Annotated in this window: 20 protein-coding genes; 6 read left to right on the plus strand and 14 right to left on the minus strand. The window is 61.3% G+C overall.

Annotated elements, in window-relative coordinates; genetic code table 11:
* Positions 1-44 precede the first annotated feature (44 nt).
* The 5 genes from fkpB to murJ form a co-directional block, all read right to left on the minus strand.
* The gene (gene fkpB, locus N005_RS19045; protein WP_047702610.1) at positions 45-482 is read right to left on the minus strand and encodes an FKBP-type peptidyl-prolyl cis-trans isomerase; all 438 of its coding nucleotides are present in this window, start codon (positions 480-482) and stop codon (positions 45-47) included.
* A complete protein-coding gene (gene lspA, locus N005_RS19050) occupies positions 475-987 on the minus strand; it encodes a signal peptidase II (RefSeq protein WP_047702611.1) in 513 nt (170 codons plus the stop codon). Before lspA ends, fkpB begins: the two co-directional genes overlap by 8 nt.
* The gene (gene ileS, locus N005_RS19055; RefSeq protein WP_047702612.1) at positions 980-3,811 is read right to left on the minus strand and encodes an isoleucine--tRNA ligase; all 2,832 of its coding nucleotides are present in this window, start codon (positions 3,809-3,811) and stop codon (positions 980-982) included. Before ileS ends, lspA begins: the two co-directional genes overlap by 8 nt.
* Before the next feature lie 13 nt (positions 3,812-3,824).
* On the minus strand, positions 3,825-4,763 hold the full coding sequence (gene ribF, locus N005_RS19060) for a bifunctional riboflavin kinase/FAD synthetase (RefSeq protein WP_047702613.1): 939 nt from the start codon (positions 4,761-4,763) through the stop codon (positions 3,825-3,827).
* Positions 4,764-4,892: 129 nt separating this feature from the next.
* A complete protein-coding gene (murJ, locus tag N005_RS19065; RefSeq protein WP_047702614.1) occupies positions 4,893-6,431 on the minus strand; it encodes a murein biosynthesis integral membrane protein MurJ in 1,539 nt (512 codons plus the stop codon).
* A gap of 254 nt (positions 6,432-6,685) precedes the next feature.
* On the opposite strand from murJ, the gene rpsT reads away from it, so the two are divergent.
* A complete protein-coding gene (gene rpsT, locus N005_RS19070) occupies positions 6,686-6,964 on the plus strand; it encodes a 30S ribosomal protein S20 (protein ID WP_020798646.1) in 279 nt (92 codons plus the stop codon).
* Positions 6,965-7,143: 179 nt separating this feature from the next.
* Here the strand turns inward: rpsT and N005_RS19075 are convergent, their stop codons facing one another.
* The 5 genes from N005_RS19075 to rplU form a co-directional block, all read right to left on the minus strand.
* Entirely contained in the window at positions 7,144-7,608 is a 465-nt protein-coding gene (locus tag N005_RS19075) for a CreA family protein (protein ID WP_030140286.1), read from the minus strand.
* Positions 7,609-7,617: 9 nt separating this feature from the next.
* The gene (proB, locus tag N005_RS19080) at positions 7,618-8,736 is read right to left on the minus strand and encodes a glutamate 5-kinase (RefSeq protein WP_047702809.1); all 1,119 of its coding nucleotides are present in this window, start codon (positions 8,734-8,736) and stop codon (positions 7,618-7,620) included.
* 277 nt (positions 8,737-9,013) lie between these two features.
* A complete protein-coding gene (gene cgtA, locus N005_RS19085) occupies positions 9,014-10,237 on the minus strand; it encodes an Obg family GTPase CgtA (RefSeq protein WP_047702615.1) in 1,224 nt (407 codons plus the stop codon).
* A gap of 189 nt (positions 10,238-10,426) precedes the next feature.
* Positions 10,427-10,684, minus strand: coding sequence for a 50S ribosomal protein L27 (gene rpmA / locus N005_RS19090; protein WP_007950960.1), 258 nt, complete (start codon positions 10,682-10,684; stop codon positions 10,427-10,429).
* A 35-nt stretch (positions 10,685-10,719) separates the two neighbouring features.
* Positions 10,720-11,034 carry a 50S ribosomal protein L21 gene (gene rplU / locus N005_RS19095; protein WP_007950961.1) on the minus strand — a complete coding sequence of 105 codons (315 nt, stop codon included), beginning with the start codon at positions 11,032-11,034 and terminating at the stop codon, positions 10,720-10,722.
* A 239-nt stretch (positions 11,035-11,273) separates the two neighbouring features.
* Between rplU and N005_RS19100 the strand changes: the two genes are divergently transcribed.
* From N005_RS19100 to N005_RS19110, 3 genes are all read left to right on the plus strand, one after another.
* Positions 11,274-12,242, plus strand: a complete 969-nt coding sequence (locus N005_RS19100) for a polyprenyl synthetase family protein (protein WP_047702616.1) — start codon at positions 11,274-11,276, stop codon at positions 12,240-12,242.
* Positions 12,243-12,436: 194 nt separating this feature from the next.
* Positions 12,437-12,778 (plus strand): zinc ribbon domain-containing protein YjdM, encoded by a 342-nt coding sequence (locus tag N005_RS19105; protein ID WP_047702617.1) that lies wholly within the window; start codon positions 12,437-12,439, stop codon positions 12,776-12,778.
* Between the two features lie 205 nt (positions 12,779-12,983).
* The gene (locus N005_RS19110) at positions 12,984-13,241 is read left to right on the plus strand and encodes a PA4570 family protein (protein WP_042731942.1); all 258 of its coding nucleotides are present in this window, start codon (positions 12,984-12,986) and stop codon (positions 13,239-13,241) included.
* 117 nt (positions 13,242-13,358) lie between these two features.
* Here the strand turns inward: N005_RS19110 and bamJ are convergent, their stop codons facing one another.
* From bamJ to N005_RS19130, 4 genes are all read right to left on the minus strand, one after another.
* Entirely contained in the window at positions 13,359-13,976 is a 618-nt protein-coding gene (gene bamJ, locus N005_RS19115) for a BamJ family beta-barrel-assembly machinery protein (RefSeq protein ID WP_047702618.1), read from the minus strand.
* 196 nt (positions 13,977-14,172) lie between these two features.
* Positions 14,173-14,661, minus strand: a complete 489-nt coding sequence (locus N005_RS19120; protein ID WP_047702619.1) for a TIGR00645 family protein — start codon at positions 14,659-14,661, stop codon at positions 14,173-14,175.
* A gap of 123 nt (positions 14,662-14,784) precedes the next feature.
* Positions 14,785-15,126 (minus strand): PA4575 family protein, encoded by a 342-nt coding sequence (locus N005_RS19125; protein ID WP_047702810.1) that lies wholly within the window; start codon positions 15,124-15,126, stop codon positions 14,785-14,787.
* A 310-nt stretch (positions 15,127-15,436) separates the two neighbouring features.
* On the minus strand, positions 15,437-17,875 hold the full coding sequence (locus N005_RS19130; RefSeq protein ID WP_047702620.1) for a Lon protease family protein: 2,439 nt from the start codon (positions 17,873-17,875) through the stop codon (positions 15,437-15,439).
* 294 nt (positions 17,876-18,169) lie between these two features.
* Between N005_RS19130 and N005_RS19135 the strand changes: the two genes are divergently transcribed.
* On the plus strand, positions 18,170-18,658 hold the full coding sequence (locus tag N005_RS19135) for a DUF3015 domain-containing protein (protein ID WP_024780764.1): 489 nt from the start codon (positions 18,170-18,172) through the stop codon (positions 18,656-18,658).
* A gap of 89 nt (positions 18,659-18,747) precedes the next feature.
* Positions 18,748-20,601 carry an Lnb N-terminal periplasmic domain-containing protein gene (locus tag N005_RS19140; RefSeq protein ID WP_047702621.1) on the plus strand — a complete coding sequence of 618 codons (1,854 nt, stop codon included), beginning with the start codon at positions 18,748-18,750 and terminating at the stop codon, positions 20,599-20,601.
* Positions 20,602-20,684: the final 83 nt, after the last annotated feature.

Raw genomic sequence — 20,684 nt, forward strand, 5'->3', positions numbered from 1 at the left:
TCGCTCCCACAGGTAGTGTGAGAGCAGTAATTGCCCGTTAAACCTTAAACCGCCTTGACCTCGAGGATTTCCACTTCGAAGTTCAAGGTCTTGCCCGCCAGCGGGTGATTGAAGTCCACGGTCACCTGGGCGTCGTCAAAAGCCTTCACCACACCCGGCAACTCGGTATTGGCCGCGTCGTTGAAGATCACCAGCAAGCCCTCGGACAGCTCCATGTCCTGGAACTGCGAGCGTGGCATGGTCTGCACGTTTTGCGGGTTGGGCTGACCAAAGGCGTTTTCCGGTGTCACGACCACGGTGCGCTTGTCGCCGGCCTTGAACCCGAAGATCGCCGCCTCGAAGCCTGGCAACAGGTTACCGTCGCCCACCTTGAACACGGCCGGCGCCTTGTCGAAGGTGCTGTCGACGGTGTCGCCGTTTTCCAGGTGCAGGGCGAAGTGCAGCTTCACTTCGGTGTTTTGAGCGATACGCTGCTCAGTCATGGACGGCTTCTCCGGTTTTCTTGCTCTTGAACATGTCCAGGGCGAGCATGATGGCGCCCACGGTAATGGCGCTGTCAGCGAAGTTGAACGCCGGGAAATACCAGCGGTTCTGCCAATGCACCAGGATGAAATCGATCACGTGGCCCAGGGCAATGCGGTCATAGAGATTGCCCAGGGCGCCGCCGAGCACCAGCGCCAGCGCCACGGCCAGCCAGGTTTCGTCGCGGCCCAGGCGCTTGAGCCAGACCACCAGCACTGCGCTGACCACCACGGCGATCAGGGCGAACAGCCAGCGCTGCCAGCCCGAGCTATCGGCCAGGAAGCTGAATGCCGCACCGGTGTTGTAGGCCAGGGTCCAGCTGAAGTAATCGGGGATGACCACGATCTGCTGGTACAGGGTCAGCGAGCCTTCGAAGTAGAACTTGCTGGTCTGGTCGATGACCAGGACCAGCACGCTCAACCAGAGCCAGCCCAGCCGTCCGAAACGGCCCGCTGCGTTAGGCATAGTGGCGAACCTCACCGGTGCCGCTGATGTTGTCGACACAACGCCCGCAGATTTCCGGATGTTCCGGGTTCACGCCGACGTCTTCGCGGCAGTGCCAGCAACGGGCGCACTTGACGAAGCTCGACTTGACCACCTTGAGCTTCAGCCCGGCGACTTCGGTCACCACGGCATCGGCCGGGGCCTGCGCCAACGGCGCGACACTGGCGGTGGAGGTGATCAGCACGAAGCGCAGTTCGTTGCCCAGCTTGGCCAGGTCGCCGCTCAGGGCCTCCTCGGCGTAGAGGGTCACTTCGGCCTGCAGGTTGCCACCGACGGCCTTGGCCGCGCGCTGGATTTCCATTTCCTTGTTGACCGCAGCCTTGACCGCCATGATCCGGTCCCAGTAGGCACGGTCCAGCTCGAAGCCTTGCGGCAATTCGGTCAGGCCCTCGTACCAGGTGTTGAGCATCACCGATTCGTTGCGCTCGCCCGGCAGGTATTCCCACAGCTCGTCGGCGGTGAACGCCAGGATCGGCGCGATCCAGCGCACCAGCGCCTCGCTGATATGGAACAGCGCGGTCTGGCACGAGCGGCGTGCCTTGCTGTTGGCGCCGGTGGTGTACTGGCGATCCTTGATGATGTCGAGGTAGAAACCACCCAGCTCCTGCACGCAGAAGTTGTGGATCTTCGAGTAGACGTTCCAGAAGCGGTATTCGCCGTAGTGTTCCTGCAGCTCGCGTTGCAGCAGCAGGGTACGGTCCACGGCCCAGCGGTCCAGGGCCAGCATGTCTTCGGCCGGCAGCAGGTCGGTGGCCGGGTTGAAGCCGGTCAGGTTCGACAGCAGGAAGCGCGCGGTATTACGGATACGCCGGTAGGCGTCCGCGCTGCGCTGCAGGATCTGCTCGGAAACCGCCATCTCGCCCGAGTAGTCGGTGGAGGCGACCCACAGGCGCATGATGTCGGCGCCCAGGGTATCGTTGACTTTCTGCGGCGCGATCACGTTGCCCAGGGACTTGGACATCTTGCGGCCGGCCTCGTCGACGGTGAAACCGTGGGTCAGCAATTCGCGGTACGGCGCGTGGTTGTCGATGGCGCAACCGGTCAGCAGCGACGAGTGGAACCAACCACGGTGCTGGTCCGAACCTTCCAGGTACAGGTCGGCGCGCGGGCCGTTCTCATGGCCCATCGGGTGCGAACCGCGCAGCACGTGCCAATGGGTGGTGCCGGAGTCGAACCAGACGTCCAGGGTGTCGCTGATCTTGTCGTACAGCGGCGCTTCGTCGCCCAGCAGCTCGGCGGCGTCCATCTTGAACCAGGCTTCGATACCTTCGACTTCGACGCGCTTGGCAACGGCTTCCATCAGTTCGACGGTACGCGGGTGCAGCTCGCCGCTCTCCTTGTTCAGGAAGAACGGGATCGGCACGCCCCAGTTGCGCTGGCGGGAGATGCACCAGTCCGGACGGTTGGCGATCATCGAGTGCAGGCGCGCCTGGCCCCAGGCCGGGACGAACTGGGTGTCCTCGATGGCCTTGAGCGAACGCTGACGCAGGGTGTCGCCGCTGGCAGGCTGCTTGTCCATGCCGATGAACCACTGCGCGGTGGCGCGGTAGATCAGCGGCGTCTTGTGGCGCCAGCAGTGCATGTAGCTGTGTTCGATGACAGTGGTGTGCAGCAGTGCACCGACTTCGGTCAGCTTGTCGACGATGGCCGGGTTGGCTTTCCAGATGAACTGGCCGCCAAAGAACTCCAGGGACGGTACATAGACGCCGTTGCTCTGGACCGGGTTGAGGATGTCATCGTTGACCATGCCGTATTTCTTGCAGGTCACGAAGTCGTCGACGCCATAGGCTGGCGCGGAGTGAACCACGCCGGTGCCTGCGCCCAGCTCCACGTAGTCGGCCAGGTACACCGGCGACAGGCGGTCATAGAACGGGTGACGGAAGTTGATCAGTTCCAGCGCCGAGCCTGGCGCGGTCGCCAGCACCGAGCCTTCGAGGCCGTAGCGGGACAGGCAGGACTCGACCAGTTCTTCGGCCAGTACCAGCAGCTTGTCGCCCACATCGACCAGCGCGTAGTTGAACTCCGGGTGGACGTTCAGCGCCTGGTTGGCCGGGATGGTCCACGGGGTGGTGGTCCAGATCACGATGGCGGCCGGCTTGGCCAGCTTGCCCAGGCCGAAAGCGGCGGCGAGCTTGTCTTCATCGGCAATCGGGAACGCCACGTCGATGGTCGACGACTTCTTGTTCTCGTACTCGACTTCCGCCTCGGCCAGGGCCGAACCGCAATCGAAGCACCAGTTCACCGGCTTGAGCCCCTTGAACACGAAGCCACCCTCGACGATTTTCGCCAGGGCACGGATTTCGCCGGCTTCGTTCTTGAAGTCCATGGTCTTGTAGGGGTTGGCGAAGTCGCCCAGCACGCCGAGGCGGATGAATTCGGACTTCTGCCCTTCGATCTGCTCGGTGGCGTAGGCACGGCACAGCTCGCGGGTCTTGTCCGCGCCCAGGTTCTTGCCGTGGGTCACTTCCACCTTGTGCTCGATCGGCAGGCCGTGGCAATCCCAGCCCGGGACATACGGCGCGTCAAAACCCGACAGGGTCTTGGAGCGGATGATCATGTCCTTGAGAATCTTGTTCAGCGCGTGACCGATGTGAATGGTGCCGTTGGCGTAGGGAGGGCCGTCGTGCAGGACGAACTTCGGACGATCCTTGCCAATTTCGCGCAACTTTCCGTACAGGCCAATGCTGTCCCAACGCTGCAGAATCTGTGGTTCGCGCTGAGGCAGGCCGGCCTTCATCGGGAAGGCGGTGTCCGGAAGGTTTAGCGTGGCTTTATAGTCGGTCATTTAAGGCTCTTCATTAGCGATTGGCGCTGGTTGCGACAAGGGCACGGGCGGCGGCGATATCTGCATGGATCGCCGTCTTGAGCGCCTCCAGGGAGGCAAAACGCTGCTCTTCACGCAGCTTCTGGTGGAAAACCACCGTCAAACGCCGGTCATACAGATCGCCGGCAAAATCCAGAACATGTACTTCGAGATGGGCCTTGCCATCCCCCTGGACCGTGGGCCGTACGCCAATATTGGCGACGCCGGGCCAGGCCTTGCCGTCGATCTCGACGCTCACCAGGAACACCCCGGTCAGCGGCACACGACGGCGCTTGAGTTGCACGTTGGCGGTCGGCGTACCCAATTGGCGCGCCAGCTTCTGTCCATGCAGGATCCGTCCGGCAATCCGGTACGGGCGGCCGAGCAAGCGCTCGGCCAATTCGAAGTCGGCAGCGGCCAGGGCATTGCGGACCTGGGTGCTGCTGACACGCAAGCCGTCCATCTCGACGGTCTGCGCCGCTTCAACAGTAAAGCCACGGGCGAGGCCAACCTGCTGCAGGTAGGCGAAATCCCCTGCCCGGTCGCAGCCGAAACGGAAATCGTCGCCGACCTCCAGGTGCTTCACGTCGAGACCGCCCACCAGGATGGTCTCGACGAACTCGGCGGCGCTGAGCTTGCTCAAGCGCTCGTTGAAAGCCAGGCACAGGACCCGGTCGACGCCTTCGGCGGCCAGCAGTTGCAGTTTGTCCCGCAAGCGGGCCAGACGGGCCGGCGCGGTGTCCGGGGCAAAGAATTCCCGGGGCTGCGGCTCGAAGATGACCACGCAACTGGGCAGGCCCAACTCCAGCGCACGCTCGCGCAGCCGCGCCAGGATAGCCTGGTGGCCACGGTGGACACCGTCGAAGTTGCCAATGGTGGCGACACAGCCCCGATGCCGGGGACGCAGGTTGTGGAGGCCTCGAACCAGCTGCATAACGCGCTTCTTGCTCATAAAGTGGCCGATTATAACCACACCCGGCGGCCAACGACAGGCAACACCGTAACCCAAAGTGATCGAACCGACAAAACCGCTGCCCGAGCCGCCCTTATCGACGGCAATCCCTCAGCTCAAGGCCTTGCGATTGAAGTCCCGCAGACGGAATCCCATCAGCAGCAACATGCCGAAATACGCCGCCACACCCGCGACGACCAGCATCCCCAGGCGCAGGAAACGCTCGAGCATCTGCCCGCCGCCCCAGGCTGGCATGAAGTGCATCGCCGCCAGCAGTACCGCCGACATCACCCCCACGGCCACCAGCAGCTTGAGGCCGAACTTGCCCCAGCCCGGCTGCGGTTGATACATCTTCTGCTTGCGCAACTGGTAGAACAGCAGCCCGGCATTGAGGCACGCGCCAATACTGATCGCCAGGGCCAGGCCGGCGTGGGCCAGGGGACCGATCAGCAAAAGGTTGAACAATTGCGTCATCACCAGGGTGAAAATGGCGATCTTTACCGGTGTGCGGATGTTCTGCTGCGCATAGAAACCTGGCGCCAGCACCTTGATCAGGATGATTCCCAACAACCCCACCGAGTAAGCGATCAAGGCCCGCTGGGTCATCAGGGCATCGTACGCCTTGAACTGGCCGTACTGGAACAGCGAGACGGTCAGGGGTTCCGCCAGGATCCCCAACGCTACCGCGCAGGGCAACACCAACACAAAACACAGGCGCAGGCCCCAGTCGAGAATGCGCGAGTACTCCTGGCGATCCTGGCTGGCATAGGTCTTGGCCAGGGTCGGCAACAGGATCGTGCCCAACGCCACGCCCAGCACGCCGGACGGCAATTCCATCAGACGGTCGGCGTAGTACATCCACGACACCGAGCCGGCCACCAGGAACGAGGCAAAGATGGTGTTGATGATCAGGGAAATCTGGCTGACCGATACCCCGAGGATTGCCGGCAACATCTGCTTGAGCACCCGCCAGACGCCGCTGTCGCGCAGATTCAGGCGCGGCAGTACCAGCATGCCGATCTTCTTCAGGTAGGGCAGTTGATACAGCAGTTGCGCCAGGCCGCCCGCCAGTACGGCCCAACCGAGGGCCATCACCGGAGGGTTGAAGTACGGCGTCAGGAACACCGCAAACACGATCATGCTGACATTGAGCAGCGTCGGCACGAAGGCCGGCACCGAAAACCGGTTCCAGGTATTGAGGATCGCCCCGGCCAGCGACGACAGGGAAATCAGCAATATATAAGGAAAGGTCACCCGCAAGAGATCCGTGGTGAGCTGGTATTTTTCCGGGGTATCGGTGAAACCCGGTGCCGTGGCCCAGATCACCCAGGGCGCGGCGAGCATGCCAGCCGTCGTGACGAGCGCCAGCACCAGTGTCAGAAGACCAGTGACATAGGCGATGAACGTGCGGGTCGCCTCGTCGCCCTTCTGGCTTTTATATTCCGCCAGGATCGGCACGAAGGCTTGGGAAAACGCCCCTTCGGCGAAGATCCGACGCAGCAGGTTGGGCAATTTGAAGGCGATGAAGAAGGCGTCGGTGGCCATTCCGGCGCCGAATATCCGTGCGATGAGCGTGTCGCGAACAAACCCCAGGACGCGGGAAAGCATCGTGATAGAGCTGACGGCAGCCAACGATTTGAGCAGATTCATGAAAAGAGTTTCAGCCTGTCGATAAACAGCAGGCGAACAACGCGCCCACTTGTGCGATACTCCGCGCCGCTAAACAGCACAGCGCCAAAGCCCGCGAGTTTACAGGTCACACGCCGGAAAGAAATCATCCGGTGCGTTGTACCTGCCATTCAGCGGAACGCGTCACCCGCCCTTGACAAGACCTCAACTCATCGGCATGATTCGCGGCCTATTTTGTTTGCTATTTCCCAAAAAGTCTTTCGAGGAGCTCGACGGTGGCCAACTCACCTTCCGCCAAAAAACGTGCAAAACAGGCTGAGAAGCGTCGCAGCCACAACGCCAGCCTGCGTTCCATGGTTCGTACCTACATCAAAAACGTAGTCAAGGCCATCGACGCAAAAGACGCTGAAAAAGCTCAAGCTGCTTACGTTCTGGCTGTGCCTGTTATCGACCGCATGGCCGATAAAGGCATCATCCACAAGAACAAGGCTGCTCGTCATAAGAGCCGCCTGAATGGCCACGTAAAGGCCCTGAACGTTGCCGCTGCTGCCTAAGCGACGCGCTCGTTAAAAAACCGACCTCAGGGTCGGTTTTTTATTGCCTGTGATTTTTCGCACTACACAAATTCAGGTGGGAGCAAGGCTTGCCCGCGACAGCATCGCCTCGACATCAAGACGAACCGAGGCGCCTGCATCGCGGGCAAGCCTTGCTCCCACAGGAGTAGCGCGCGAATTTATTGCGCGCGAGCCCACGGCAAAATCGGAATTGCCGTCACCGCATTCTGCGGGCTGCCCTCGATCACGCGATCGCTGTAGACCAGGTACACCAGCGTATTACGCTTCTTGTCGAGGAACCGCACCACCTGCATGGTCTTGAACACCAGCGAAGTGCGCTCACGGAATACTTCCTCACCATCCTTGAGCTCACCCTTGAAGCTGATCGGCCCTACCTGGCGACAGGCAATGGAGGCCTCGGCACGATCCTCGGCCAGACCCAGGCCACCTTTCACCCCACCGGTCTTGGCCCGGGACAGGTAGCAGGTCACGCCATCCACCTTGGGATCGTCGAACGCCTCGACCACGATCCGGTCGTTCGGCCCGACGAACTTGAACACCGTCGATACCTGGCCAATCTCCTCGGCCGAAGCCAGTAGCGGCACCGCCAGCAGCAGACCGATCAATCCTTTTGCCAAACCCATGTAATTTCCTTAGACAAGAATCAGGTTGTCGCGGTGAACCAGCTCAGGCTCAGCCATGTAACCCAGCAGGCCGACAATCGCATCAGACGATTGCCCGATGATTTTCTGTGCCTCCAGCGCACTGTAGTTAGCCAGGCCACGGGCGATCTCGCGACCATCCGGCGCCACGCACACGACCATTTCGCCACGCCGGAAACTGCCCTGGACCAGCTTCACGCCCACCGGCAGCAGGCTTTTGTTGCCCTGGGACAGCGCCGTCACGGCCCCCGCATCCAGCACCAGCGTGCCGCGGGTTTGCAGGTGCCCGGCCAGCCACTGCTTGCGCGCCGCCAGCATGCCGCGCTCAGGCGAGAGCAACGTACCGATGTGCTCACCCGCCTTCAGGCGATCCAACACCCGCTCCAGCCGACCACCGATGATGATGGTGTGAGCACCGGAGCGCGCCGCCAGACGCGCAGCACGCAGCTTGGTCTGCATGCCACCGCGCCCCAGCGCGCCGCCGGTGCCGCCCGCCACCGCATCCAGGGCCGGATCATCGGCACGGGCTTCATAAATCAGCTTGGCGTCGGGGTTGGTGCGCGGATCGGCGTCGAACATGCCGTCGCGATCCGTGAGAATCACCAGCAGATCGGCTTCCACCAGGTTTGCCACCAGCGCGGCCAGGGTGTCGTTGTCACCGAAGCGGATCTCATCGGTGACCACGGTATCGTTCTCGTTGATCACCGGAATGACCTTCAGCTCTACCAGCGCCCGCAAGGTGCTGCGGGCATTGAGGTAGCGCTTGCGGTCGGAGAGGTCATCGTGGGTCAGGAGAATCTGCGCCGTATGACGGCCATGCTCGGCAAAGCTGGATTCCCAGGCCTGCACAAGGCCCATCTGGCCAATGGCGGCGGCCGCCTGCAATTCGTGCATCGCGCTGGGTCGCGACGTCCAGCCCAGACGGCTCATGCCGGCTGCCACAGCCCCCGAAGAGACCAGCACCAGCTCGACGCCAGCCTCATGCAAGGCCACCATCTGCTCGACCCACACCGCCATTGCCTTGCGATCCAGGCCCTTGCCATCCGCCGTCAGCAGTGCGCTACCGATCTTCACGACCCAGCGCCGCGCACCCGTCACCTTGCTCCGCATCATCTTCAACCTTTGCCAGCGGACGACGCGACCCAGCGCCATCCATGGGATTATTCGTATTTGCGTTTTGCAGACACCAAAACGCCGCTCGAATGAGCGGCGCCCTGGAAACCGGCTGGCTGCGATGATAACACCGCGCCGAGCCACTTAAACCCTGTGGGAGCGAGCCTGCTCGCGAAAGCGCTGGATCAGCAACATGGATATTGGCTGATATAACGCATTCGCGAGCAGGCTCGCTCCCACAGGTTTCGCAGCTTAACTGACGAACATCTCAGGATCAGTCGCGAACGTAGATGATCTCCGGACCATCTTCATCATCCACATCTTCCTCATCCCAGTCATCTTCGCCGATGTCATGGACCGACCTCACACCACTGCGACGCAAGGCACGCTGGTCATCCAGCGCCTGCAGTTGCGCACGGGCTTCGTCTTCGATGCGCTGGTCGAGCTCGGCCAGTTCTTCCTTGTAGACAGGGTCATTGGCCAGGCGATCGGCGCGATCTTCCAGGTAGCGCATGATGTCATGGCACAGGCGCTCGGTACCTTCTTTGGCAATGGCGGAGATCACGTAGACCGGACCGTCCCACTCCAGGCGGTCGACGATTTCCTTGACCCGCTCCTCGTGCTCTTCTTCAAGGATCTGGTCGCACTTGTTCAGCACCAGCCAGCGATCACGCTCGACCAGGGCCGGACTGAACTTGGCCAACTCGCTGACGATGACCTCGGCGGCATCGGCGGGACTGCTTTCATCCAACGGCGCCATGTCCACGAGATGCAGCAACAGGCGGGTACGGGACAAGTGCTTGAGGAAGCGAATCCCCAGGCCGGCGCCATCGGAAGCACCCTCGATCAGGCCCGGGATGTCCGCGATCACGAAGCTCTTCCAACGGTCGACACTGACCACACCCAGGTTCGGCACCAGGGTAGTGAACGGGTAGTCCGCCACTTTCGGCTTGGCGGCCGACACCGAACGAATGAAGGTACTTTTACCCGCGTTCGGCAAGCCCAGCAGGCCTACGTCGGCCAGCACCTTCATTTCCAGCTTCAGGTCACGCTGCTCGCCCGGCTTGCCTGGCGTGGTCTGGCGCGGCGCGCGGTTGGTGCTGGACTTGAAGCGGGTGTTGCCTAGGCCGTGCCAACCACCGTGAGCCACCAGCAGGCGCTGCCCCGGCTTGGTCAGGTCGCCAATGACTTCCTGGGTCGCGGAGTCGATCACCGTGGTACCGACAGGAACACGCAGAACCAGATCCTCGCCCTTTTTACCGGTGCAATCGGTGCTGCCACCATTGGAGCCACGCTCGGCATCGAAGTGGCGGGTGTAACGATAGTCCACCAGGGTGTTGAGGTTTTCGTCGGCGAGCATGAAGATCGAGCCGCCGTCGCCGCCGTCACCACCGTTCGGACCACCGTTTTCAATGAACTTTTCCCGACGGAAACTCATGCAACCATTGCCGCCGTCGCCGGCTTTTACTCGAATCGATACTTCATCAACAAACTTCATGACATACGCCTCTCGTCATACGGACGAGTCGAAAAAACAAGACATAAGACTCTTGCAAAAATGAACGCAGCGACCAGATCAAGCGCCCGATGGCAGCGCCGGCAGCCCATACAAACAGCTTTGCAAGAGACTCACCCCACAAACGAAAAAGCCCCGTCGCAAGACAGGGCTTCTCCAGCATCCTCGCGATTAAGCCGCGACAACGCTCACGTAACGGCGGTTGAACGCGCCCTTTACTTCGAACTTGATCACGCCTTCGATTTTAGCGAAGAGGGTGTGATCCTTACCCATGCCCACACCGTAACCGGCGTGGAATTGGGTGCCGCGCTGACGCACGATGATGTTGCCAGCCTTGATGACCTGGCCGCCATACATCTTCACGCCAAGGCGTTTGGCTTCTGAGTCGCGACCGTTACGGGTACTACCACCAGCTTTTTTGTGTGCCATGAGTTCAATTCTCCTAGTGAGGAATTAGGCTGAAATTAAGCCTGAATACCGGTGATTTTGATCTCGGTGTACCACTGGCGGTGGCCCATACGCTTCATGTGGTGCTTACGACGACGGAACTTGATGATGCGGACTTTATCGTGACGACCTTGGGAGATCACTTCAGCCACAACGGTAGCGCCAGCAACGACTGGAGCGCCGATATTCACGTCATCGCCATTGGCGACCAACAGAACGCGATCAAAAGTCACGGATTCGCCGGTAGCGACTTCCAGTTTTTCGATCTTCAGGTATTCACCTGGGGCGACCTTGTATTGCTTGCCACCAGTAACGATTACTGCATAAGACATGGTATTTCTCCGATAATCCTGCTCACCCAGCGCTTTAGAAGAAGAGGTATTGGCTGGCATGGCTGCATGGGCTGGAAGGCCCGGATGCAATTGCGTAAGGCAGGTGCTGCCCAGGAAGTTCAGGGTGCGCGATTGTACGCAAGCTGTCCTGGCGATGCAAGTAGCCGTCCATCGTGCCTTGACAGCCCCGGACGTGGGTCCTAGCATGCCGCGCAACCCTTCTGGAGCGCCTGTCGCTGATGCAACCCCAAGCTTTCTACCGCGCAGTGGCGGACGATTTTAGTGCCGTCGACGGCATCATCAAGAAGCAGCTGACTTCCCGAGTGCCGCTGGTGTCGAAAATCGGCGACTACATCACCTCGGCCGGCGGCAAGCGCCTGCGTCCTTTATTGGTGCTCCTGTGTGGCAAGGCCCTGGGTCGCGAAGGCGACGACCTGCGCCTGCTGGCTGCCACTATCGAATTCCTGCACACCGCCACCCTGCTGCATGACGACGTGGTCGACATGTCCGGCATGCGCCGTGGTCGCTCGACCGCCAATGCCATGTGGGGCAACGCCCCGAGCGTACTGGTGGGCGACTTCCTGTATTCGCGCTCGTTCGAGATGATGGTCGAACTGGGCTCGATGCCGGTGATGAAGATCCTGTCCCAGGCCACCCGCATCATCGCCGAAGGCGAAGTACTGCAGCTGTCCAAGGTACGGGATGCCAGCACCACGGAAGAAACCTATATGGAGGTCATCCGCGGCAAGACCGCAATGCTCTTCGAAGCCTCGACCCACAGCGCCGCCGCGCTGGCCGGTGCTTCCGCGGAGCAGAGCGAAGCGCTGCGCACCTTCGGCGACCACCTGGGCGTGGCCTTTCAGTTGGTGGACGACCTGCTCGACTACAAGGGCGACGCCGAGACCCTGGGCAAGAACGTCGGTGACGACCTCGCCGAAGGCAAGCCGACCCTGCCGTTGATCTACACCATGCGCGAAGGTACGCCAGAACAGGCGGCCCTGGTACGTCAGGCCATCCAGAAAGGCGGGATCGAAGACCTGGAAAGCATTCGCGCAGCGGTCGAAGCTTCCGGCTCGCTGGACTACACCGCAAAACTGGCCCGGGACTACGTCGCCCGCGCAATCAAATGCCTCGACGCCCTGCCGGCCAGCGAATATCGCGATGCCCTGGTGGAACTGAGCGAGTTTGCGGTCGCCCGTACCCACTGATCCAAGCCGATCATAGCGAGCTTTTGTGGCGAGGGAGCTTGCTCCCGCTGGGCTGCGCAGCGGCCCCGTTTTTTTGCGGCTGCTGCGCAACCGAGCGGGAGCAAGCTCCCTCGCCACAATGACCACTCCCCTACCCAGTTTAAAACCCTATACAATGTGCGCCCTTTTGTCCTCCTGATACCCAAGGAACCTTAGTGAGCACGTTGCCACCCTGCCCGAAATGCAATTCCGAATACACCTACGAAGACGGCACCCAGCTGGTCTGCCCGGAGTGCGCCCACGAATGGTCTGCCGGCGGCGAAGTCGAAGCGGCGTCCGATGACACCGTGAAGAAAGACTCGGTCGGCAATGTCTTGCAGAACGGCGACACCATCACCGTGATCAAGGACCTCAAGGTCAAGGGCACGTCGCTGGTGGTCAAGGTGGGCACCAAGGTCAAGAACATCCGCCTGTGCGATGGCGATCATGACATCGACTGCAAGATCGATGGCATCGGCCCGATGAAACTCAAATCCGAGTTCGTCAGAAAAGTCTGAGTCCGCTGTATCCCATCCCGCGCCCCCGCGTGGGATGGTGCCTCGCCCTCCTCCGCTTCGACCCCGCTTTGCGCCTGCCAGCCAAACGCCAGCCATCGTGAGCTGCGACAACCCATCGTCAGAAAAAAAACCGCAATACAAATTGAGTCTTGCTATTTAGATAATAAGAATTATTCTCATCAAATCCATCAAGGAGATGAGAACCATGACTTATTTGATCGATGCCTGGCTGGACCGCCCACATCCCTACCTCAGGATCCTGCATCGGGAAACCGGGGAAGTCTGCGCGGTGCTTGAAGAAGAAGCCTTGAGCGAACTACAGGATCAGGGAGACCTGGACCTCAACAGCCTGAACTCCAGCGAACCGCTGGTGCTCAAGGAACTGGTGCGAAATCTGTTCCTGTTCTGCTATGCCCGGGCGTTGCGCCCGACGGGTGATTTCAATGGCAGGTTTCACGGATGAGCACACAAGCCCCGTGGGAGCGAGCCTGCTCGCGATGACGTCGTGTCAGTCACATTACTCTCGACTGACCGACCGCCATCGCGAGCAGGCTCGCTCCCACAAAGGCCTGTTACTGCCTTACAGAACGTCCAGCAGCTCGACGTCGAACACCAGAACGCTGTGCGGCGGGATGCTGCCAACGCCCTGGGCGCCGTAAGCCAGTTCGCTCGGCACGTACAGGCGCCATTTGCTGCCGGTATTCATCAGTTGCAGCGCTTCGGTCCAGCCCGGGATCACGCCGCCTACCGGGAATTCGGCTGGCTGGCCACGATCGTAGGAGCTGTCGAACACGGTGCCGTCGATCAGGGTGCCGTGGTAGTGGGTACGTACCTGGTCTTCGCGGGTTGGCTTGGCGCCTTCACCCTGGGTCAGCACTTCAAATTGCAGGCCCGATGCCAGGGTGGTGATGCCGTCGCGCTTGGCATTTTCAGCCAGGAACGCACGACCTTCGCCAGCAGCGGCTTCGGCTTTGGCGGCGGCTTCGGCCTGCATGATTTCGCGGATGACCTTGAAGCTGGCGGACATTTCTTCCTGGCCCACACGGCTTGGCTTACCGGCGAAAGCGTCGGTCAGGCCGGTCAGGATCGCGTCCAGGCTGACACCTGGTGGCGGGTTGTCGCGCAATTGGTCGCCCAACTGACGACCAATGCCGTAGCTGACGCGGGTTTCGTCGGTGGACAGGTTTACTTCGGACATGCTGCTGCTCCGCTGTGCGGACGGCTCGGGAATGGCCGTGAGTGACACAGCGCCTCCCGGAGCGCCCGGAACCAAAAGGGCGAGCAGACTAGCACAGATGCCATGACGGATGACGAGCACCGACGTCAAAGTGCCTCGCCGGAAACGACAACGCCCGCCTGCCTTTCGACAGACGGGCGCTGCGCCAATAGAGATCTCAGTGCTTGGTCAGCTTGTCCAGATAGCCCATGGCGAACGCCGACACCACGAAGGTCATGTGGATGATCACGTACCACTTCAGGTGTTCGGGATCGACATTCTTGGCGTCCATGAAAATGCGCAGCAGGTGGATCGAGGAAATGGCCACGATGGAGGCGGCGACTTTCATCTTCAGCGATGAAGAGTCCATGGTGCCCAGCCAGTTGAGCTTTTCCTTGTCGGAATCGATATCGAGTTGCGAGACGAAGTTCTCGTAGCCGGAAATCATCACCATCACCAGCAGGCCACCCACCAGGGCCATATCGATCAGCGACAGCAGCACCAGGATCAGGTCGGATTCGGCCATGGTGAACACGTTGGGGATGACGTGAAAGACTTCCTGGAAGAATTTCAACGCCAGGGCCAGCAAGCCCAGGGACAGGCCGAAGTAGATCGGCGCCAGCAGCCAACGGGAGGCGTACATTGCATTTTCGATAAAGCGTTCCATTGAATCTCACACCAGAGCCAGAAAATGGCGGCGAGTATATCAGCCACGACGGGCCTCACAAACGCCAGGGCCGTCCCTGGCCGCAGCCACTGGTGTCAGGTTGCAAGTGCCGGGTTCCGGCCCTCAATGGGGCGGGCGGAACTCGAAGCCGCCGACATTGCGGCAGCGGCCGCCATTGATCTCGCGTAGCTGGGCCTGCATGTGCAGGCACCAGATCTGCGGGTCGTCGGCCAGTTCATAACCATGCAGCGTCAACGCCTGGACGATGGTGTCGAGGATCGATTCGGCGGCGTTCGGGCCGGGAAACGGGCCTTGGGCCTTGAGGGCGGAAGGTTGTTCGCCGGCCATTCCGGCGGCAAAAAGCAGCGTCCACATGCCGGTATCCCCCGCCAGCGGACGGATGGCGCATTCGATACGAGTGACAAGACCCAGGCATTGACGGGTGAGACAAAGGTTGCGCGACATGGCGGCGCCCCTCAGTGATACGGTATTCAGCCCCGGGGAGGCTGTTTCGATCCGATGATGACTCTCGTTATCCTTGAACTGAGGATAGAAGAAAAGTTCCTCTTGCAAGCCAAGCGAGACCAGAATGCGCCGAATGGTCATAGTGTGAATATTGACGCCAAATCGGCGGCGCTCTGAAGCATTTTTGAATCTGTGCGAACCAATGTGGGAGCGAGCCTGCTCGCGAAGGCGTTGGGTCAGTCAACATCAATGATGCTGATCCACCGCTTTCGCGAGCAGGCTCGCTCCCACATTCAGGTCTTCACTTCCATCAAGCCGGCTTGGCTTCCGCCAAGGCTGCTTGCGCAAGCTCCTTTTCCGCTTCCTTGATGTCGTCTTCGCTGATCATCTCGGCAATCACCCTCAGCCGCTCCACAACGCGGGCGTTAACGCTACCCTCGGGGAACTCGCCGTTCTCATCCGGCTCACCGGCAGGCTCCCCCACCAACAGGCTCAGGGCTTCGTCGGCCTGGCGCACGGCATAGACGTGGAACTGCCCCGCCCGGACGGCGGCCAGCACCTTCTCATCGAGCATCAGGGTGGCGACGTTGGCCTGGGGAATGATTGCCCCCTGCTCGCCGGTCAGCCCACGGGCTTCACAGAGTCGGAAGAAGCCTTCGATTTTCTCGTTGACTCCGCCCACCGCCTGAACTTCACCGAACTGGTTGATCGAGCCGGTGATGGCGAAGCACTGCTTCAACGGCGTCTTCGACAACGCCGAAATCAGCGTGCAAGCCTCGCCCAGGGAGGCGCTGTCGCCGTCGACATAACCGTAGGATTGCTCAAGGGCGATACTGGCCGAAATCGCCAACGGGAATTCCTGGGCGTAGCGGCTTCCCAGGTATCCGGTGAGGATCATCACGCCCTTGGAGTGAATCGGCTGGCCAAGGTTGACCTCCCGCTCGATGTCGACGATACCGCTGCCGCCCGGGTACACCGTGGCGGAGATCCGTGCCGGTACACCGAACGCCGAATCGCCCACCTCCAGCACCGTCAACCCGTTGCACTTGCCCACGGCCGCGCCGTCGGTGTCGATCAGGATGATCCCCGCCAGCATGTCGTCAAGGATCCGTGCCGAAACCCGCCCGGTGCGGGTGGCCTTGGCCTTGAGGGCGCGCTCGATGTGGCCGGCGTCGGTCATCTCGTCACCGGCCAGCTGACGGATGAAATCCGCCTCGCTGACCAGTTGGAACAGGTCGCCGATACGGGCCGACAAGCGTCCCTGGTGTTCGGCCAGGCGTGCACTGTAGGTGGCCAGGCGCGCCACCGCATCGGCGGTCAGCGGCGCCATGCCTTCTTCCGAGGTGCGGGTCTTGAGCAACTGGGCGAACTGCTCCAGGCTCTCGTCGCCCATCGGGATGTCTTCGTCGAAGTCCACCAGCACGCGAAACATTTCCTGGAAGTCCGAATCCAGGTCCTGCAAGGCGTAGTAGAGCTGGCGAGCGCCGATGATCACGACCTTGACCTGCAACGGGATGTGCTGCGGCGTCAGGGTCACCGTGGCCAGGCGGCCCAGTTCGCCCAACGGCGATTCCATCTTCAGCTTGCGCGATTGCAGCGCACGCTTGAGCGCGTCCCACACGAACGGCTCGCCGAGCATCTTCTCCGCTTCAAGGATCAGGAAGCCGCCGTTGGCCCGATGCAAGGCACCGGGACGCAGCTGCCGATACGTGGTGTAGAGCGCACCCTGGTCAGTGCTGTACTCGATGCGTCCGAACAGGTTGTCGTAGGTCGGGTGCGGTTCGAACACCACCGGCGCGCCGCCACTCGCCGGATGCCCCACTACCAGGCTCGGCGCATATTGCTCCTCCAGCATCTTGCGGGCGATGGCATCGGTCTTGCTGTCGTCCACCAGTTGCTCGACCACCGTCCGGAGCAGGTTGACCTGCATCGCCTGCAGGTAACCGCAGACCGCCGCGTTCTCCGCGTATTTTTCCGACAGCGGCGCCAACAGCGGCTGCAGGGCCAGGGTGATGGTTTCTTCGTTGAGCTGGCGCAACTGGTTGCTGGATTCGCGCTTCCATTGCGGCAGGCTGGCAAGTTCTTCGTTCAGGCGTTCTTCCAGGCCGGAGATATCGTCATGGAAACGCTCGCGTTCGGATTCCGGCAACTGGGCGAATTCCGCTTCATCCAGGGCCTTGCCGTCGCTCATCGGTGTGAAGGCGATATTGCTGCTGTCGCGGTACAGCGCGACATCCTTCTCCAGGGCCAGGCGCTCGATGACATCCAGGGCGCGGTCGTAGCGCTGGTTGAAAGCCCGGTCGATGGCGCTTTTTTTCTGCTGGTAGGACGGGTGCTCGAAGACTGCCGGAAAGGTCGACAGCAGGTTGTCGATCAAGCCGTTGATATCGTTGATGAACGCACCGGCGGTGCCCGATGGCAGCTCCAGGGCCCGGGGTTCGCGAGGCTCGTCGAAATTGTTGACGTAGACCCAGTCTGCCGGGGTCTGCAGGCGCTTGCCTTCGGCCTTGAGGTAGCGTTTTACGAATGAAAACCGGCCGGTACCGGGCTCGCCCATGACAAATACGTTGTAACCGGGGCGCGGCATGGCCACGCCGAACTGCAATGCTTCGACCGCACGTTCCTGGCCAAGCACACCGCGGAAGGGCTCCAGATCATTGGTGGTAGAGAAGCTGAACTGTTCAGCGGAAAACGGACGGGTCAGCGCTTCGGGCACTAGACGCAAGCTGGCAGCAACAGGATCAGGCATCGGGCTTCCTTACATCAGGCGGGGCAGATAACGGCATTCTGGCGCCGCCCGTACCTGACTGGCAAGGAGCGCCTCAGGTCAAAGCATAGTCAACCGACCGGCCCCGAACCGAAGTAGAAGCCCGTAACCGCATGACTTGCAGGATAGTTTTTGCAAAATGTCACGGAACCCTTGGATCGTGCCTAAACTCCAAACTGCGCGGCTGGAACAATAACCGGCCCACTGGCACGAGTGGTTGAGGCCACGAAGGCGCCAGACCCTGTCCATTGGTATGCACATAAAGAGAACATAGCTATGAAACGGATTCTTCTCGGTACTCTCTTCACCGCTGTATCCCTCAACGCCATGGCTCAGGCGCCGGGCGGGCCGGATTGCGGCTGGGGCAACATGCTGTTCGAAGGTCAGCGTGGCACCCCGGCTCACTTCCTCGCTTCCACCACCAACGGCACCTCCGGCAACGCCACCTTCGGCATGACCTCCGGCACCAACGGCTGCTCGACCAACGCGGCACTGACCTACGGTGGCAAGTCCTGGCTGGCCATGAATGGAATGATGAACGAGCTGTCCGAAGACATGGCCAAGGGTCAGGGCGAAGCGCTGACCACCTATGCCGTGGTACTGGGTGTGGCGCCAGAAGACCGCGCCCACTTCTCCGCTGTCACCCACGAGCACTTCCAGCAGATCTTCAGCAAGGCTGACGTGACCGCAGAAGACGTGCATACCAATACCCTGGCCGTACTGAAAAACGATCCTCGTCTGGCCAAGTACGCCACTCAAGCTTAAGCTCGACCCCACTCGCTCCCTCCGGGGAGCGGGTTTTCTTTTTTTGGGCCCATCCGGTCTTTATTTTTCGACTTTCCAAGTAGCCGACTATGCTCAAACGCCTTGCCTGGCTGGCGCTCTGTGTGTGCGCCCCATTGTCCGCCGCACCTCATGTCGACCCTCAACGTTTGCAGCAATTGGCCAATGACCGCTTCTGGATTTCCCTGGGCCACTATGAAACCGCCAAGCTCGGTGGCTGGCGCAGCTATATCAGCGACAGGAAATTCTTCCTGGCACCCGACGGCAACGAACACCCCGACCATGAACTGACCGCCACGCTGCAAGCCCTCTACGGCCCGGCCAGCGCCGGCCAGCAACATGCCCAGTGCGTGTACCCGGCGCGCACGCGCTGGCTCAAGGCGCAGCTCAACCTGACCGATCTGCCAGCAGTCGATTGCAGCGAATTCACCCAATGGTTCAAGGACGTCGCCCCCCACAGCGCGGTGATGATTTTCCCGGCCGCCTACCTGAACAGCCCGTCGTCTATGTTCGGCCATACCCTGTTGCGCATCGACCAGGCCGACGTGCAACGGGACAAGACCGCCCTGCTGAGCTATGCGATCAATTTCGGCGCCTACATCGAAGGGTCGGACAACAGCATCATCTACGCCTGGAAAGGCTTGATGGGCGGCTATCCCGGCCTGTTCGCCCTGGTGCCCTACCAGGAGAAACTGTCCGAGTACCGTAGCCTGGAGAACCGCGACCTGTGGGAATACCGCCTCAACCTGAGCCAGGTGGAAACCGAGCGCATGGTCGAGCACGTCTGGGAACTCAAGCAGATCCAGTTCGATTATTTCTTCTTCGACGAAAACTGCTCCTACCGCCTGTTGGAATTGCTGCAAGTGGCCCGTCCCAGCCTGCGCCTGACCGAACAATTCCCGCTGACGGCGATCCCCACCGACACCGTCAAGGCCGTGAAGGAAGCCGGGTTGGTGGAGAGCATCGAATATCGACCGTCCCGCGAGCGAGAACTGCTCAGCCGCGCCGAGCCGCTCAGCGCTGACGAACAACAATGGGTCCTGAAGGTCAGCGCCGACCAAAAGCAAATGCAGGCTGCCGAATTCAAGGCACTGCCCCGCGAACGCCAGGCGCTGATCGTCGATGCGGCCTATCGCCTGGAGCGTTACCGCGCCAACGGCCAGGAGCGCGATCCGCAACGGGCCCAGCGCAGCTTCGAACTGTTGCGGGCAATCAATCAGAATCCCGCGCCGGAACTCGACATTCCCCAACCGGGCCTGCCCGAGGACGGTCATGAATCGCGCACCTGGCAGGCCGGCCTCGGCACCCGGGGCGACCGGGCGTTCGGCGAATACGGCCTGCGCATGGCTTATCACGACCTCAACGACAACGCCGAAAGCTTCCCGCTGGGGGCGCAGATCGAGATCCTGCAATTGAAGCTGCGCCAGTACGAAGGCAACGAGTGGCAGGTGCAGCGCCTGGACCTGGCGACCATCCGCTCCCTGACGCCGCGCAATGAATTGCTGCAACCGCTGTCCTGGCAGGTCACCGGGGGCCTGGAGCGGGTCCCGGGCAAGCACGACGATGAAACCCTGGTCAGCCACGTCAATGGTGGTGCCGGCGGCACCTGGGCGCTGGGCGAGGACGTGCTGGGATTTGCCCTGGGCACGGTGCGGGTGGAACACAACAACGACTTCGCCCAATTCATCGCCCCGGCCACCGGGTTCAACAGTGGCGTGCTGTGGAAAAACCCGCTGGGCAACCTGAGCCTGGAAGCCAAGGGTGACTACTTCGTCAACGGCGAGGTACGCCGGCGCCTGAGCCTGAACCAACAGTGGGAACTGTCCCGCAACCTCGGCCTGCGCCTGAGCGCCCAGCGGGAATTCAGCCACCTGGCCTCGCCGGAGAACGAGGTGATGCTTGAGGTGAAGTGGTATCACTACTGAACCCATGCCGGTCAGCTGATCGGATACCACCGTGGCGAGGGAGCTTGCTCCCGCTGGGGCGCGAAGCGGCCCTCGATTTGGGG

The sequence above is a fragment of the Pseudomonas mediterranea CFBP 5447 genome (assembly GCF_000774145.1).
Taxonomy (GTDB): Bacteria; Pseudomonadota; Gammaproteobacteria; order Pseudomonadales; family Pseudomonadaceae; genus Aquipseudomonas; species Aquipseudomonas mediterranea.

What these genes read in the sequence shown, in the direction of transcription:
- ileS (WP_047702612.1), bottom strand. Translation starts at nt 3,811, where the DNA reads ATGACCGACTATAAAGCCACGCTAAACCTTCCGGACACCGCCTTCCCG.
- N005_RS19125 (WP_047702810.1), bottom strand. Translation starts at nt 15,126, where the DNA reads ATGTCGCGCAACCTTTGTCTCACCCGTCAATGCCTGGGTCTTGTCACT.
- N005_RS19130 (WP_047702620.1), bottom strand. Translation starts at nt 17,875, where the DNA reads ATGCCTGATCCTGTTGCTGCCAGCTTGCGTCTAGTGCCCGAAGCGCTG.
- N005_RS19120 (WP_047702619.1), bottom strand. Translation starts at nt 14,661, where the DNA reads ATGGAACGCTTTATCGAAAATGCAATGTACGCCTCCCGTTGGCTGCTG.
- proB (WP_047702809.1), bottom strand. Translation starts at nt 8,736, where the DNA reads ATGCGGAGCAAGGTGACGGGTGCGCGGCGCTGGGTCGTGAAGATCGGT.
- N005_RS19075 (WP_030140286.1), bottom strand. Translation starts at nt 7,608, where the DNA reads ATGGGTTTGGCAAAAGGATTGATCGGTCTGCTGCTGGCGGTGCCGCTA.
- fkpB (WP_047702610.1), bottom strand. Translation starts at nt 482, where the DNA reads ATGACTGAGCAGCGTATCGCTCAAAACACCGAAGTGAAGCTGCACTTC.
- bamJ (WP_047702618.1), bottom strand. Translation starts at nt 13,976, where the DNA reads ATGTCCGAAGTAAACCTGTCCACCGACGAAACCCGCGTCAGCTACGGC.
- N005_RS19140 (WP_047702621.1), top strand. Translation starts at nt 18,748, where the DNA reads ATGCTCAAACGCCTTGCCTGGCTGGCGCTCTGTGTGTGCGCCCCATTG.
- cgtA (WP_047702615.1), bottom strand. Translation starts at nt 10,237, where the DNA reads ATGAAGTTTGTTGATGAAGTATCGATTCGAGTAAAAGCCGGCGACGGC.
- lspA (WP_047702611.1), bottom strand. Translation starts at nt 987, where the DNA reads ATGCCTAACGCAGCGGGCCGTTTCGGACGGCTGGGCTGGCTCTGGTTG.
- N005_RS19100 (WP_047702616.1), top strand. Translation starts at nt 11,274, where the DNA reads ATGCAACCCCAAGCTTTCTACCGCGCAGTGGCGGACGATTTTAGTGCC.
- murJ (WP_047702614.1), bottom strand. Translation starts at nt 6,431, where the DNA reads ATGAATCTGCTCAAATCGTTGGCTGCCGTCAGCTCTATCACGATGCTT.
- N005_RS19110 (WP_042731942.1), top strand. Translation starts at nt 12,984, where the DNA reads ATGACTTATTTGATCGATGCCTGGCTGGACCGCCCACATCCCTACCTC.
- rpmA (WP_007950960.1), bottom strand. Translation starts at nt 10,684, where the DNA reads ATGGCACACAAAAAAGCTGGTGGTAGTACCCGTAACGGTCGCGACTCA.
- ribF (WP_047702613.1), bottom strand. Translation starts at nt 4,763, where the DNA reads ATGCAGCTGGTTCGAGGCCTCCACAACCTGCGTCCCCGGCATCGGGGC.
- rplU (WP_007950961.1), bottom strand. Translation starts at nt 11,034, where the DNA reads ATGTCTTATGCAGTAATCGTTACTGGTGGCAAGCAATACAAGGTCGCC.
- N005_RS19135 (WP_024780764.1), top strand. Translation starts at nt 18,170, where the DNA reads ATGAAACGGATTCTTCTCGGTACTCTCTTCACCGCTGTATCCCTCAAC.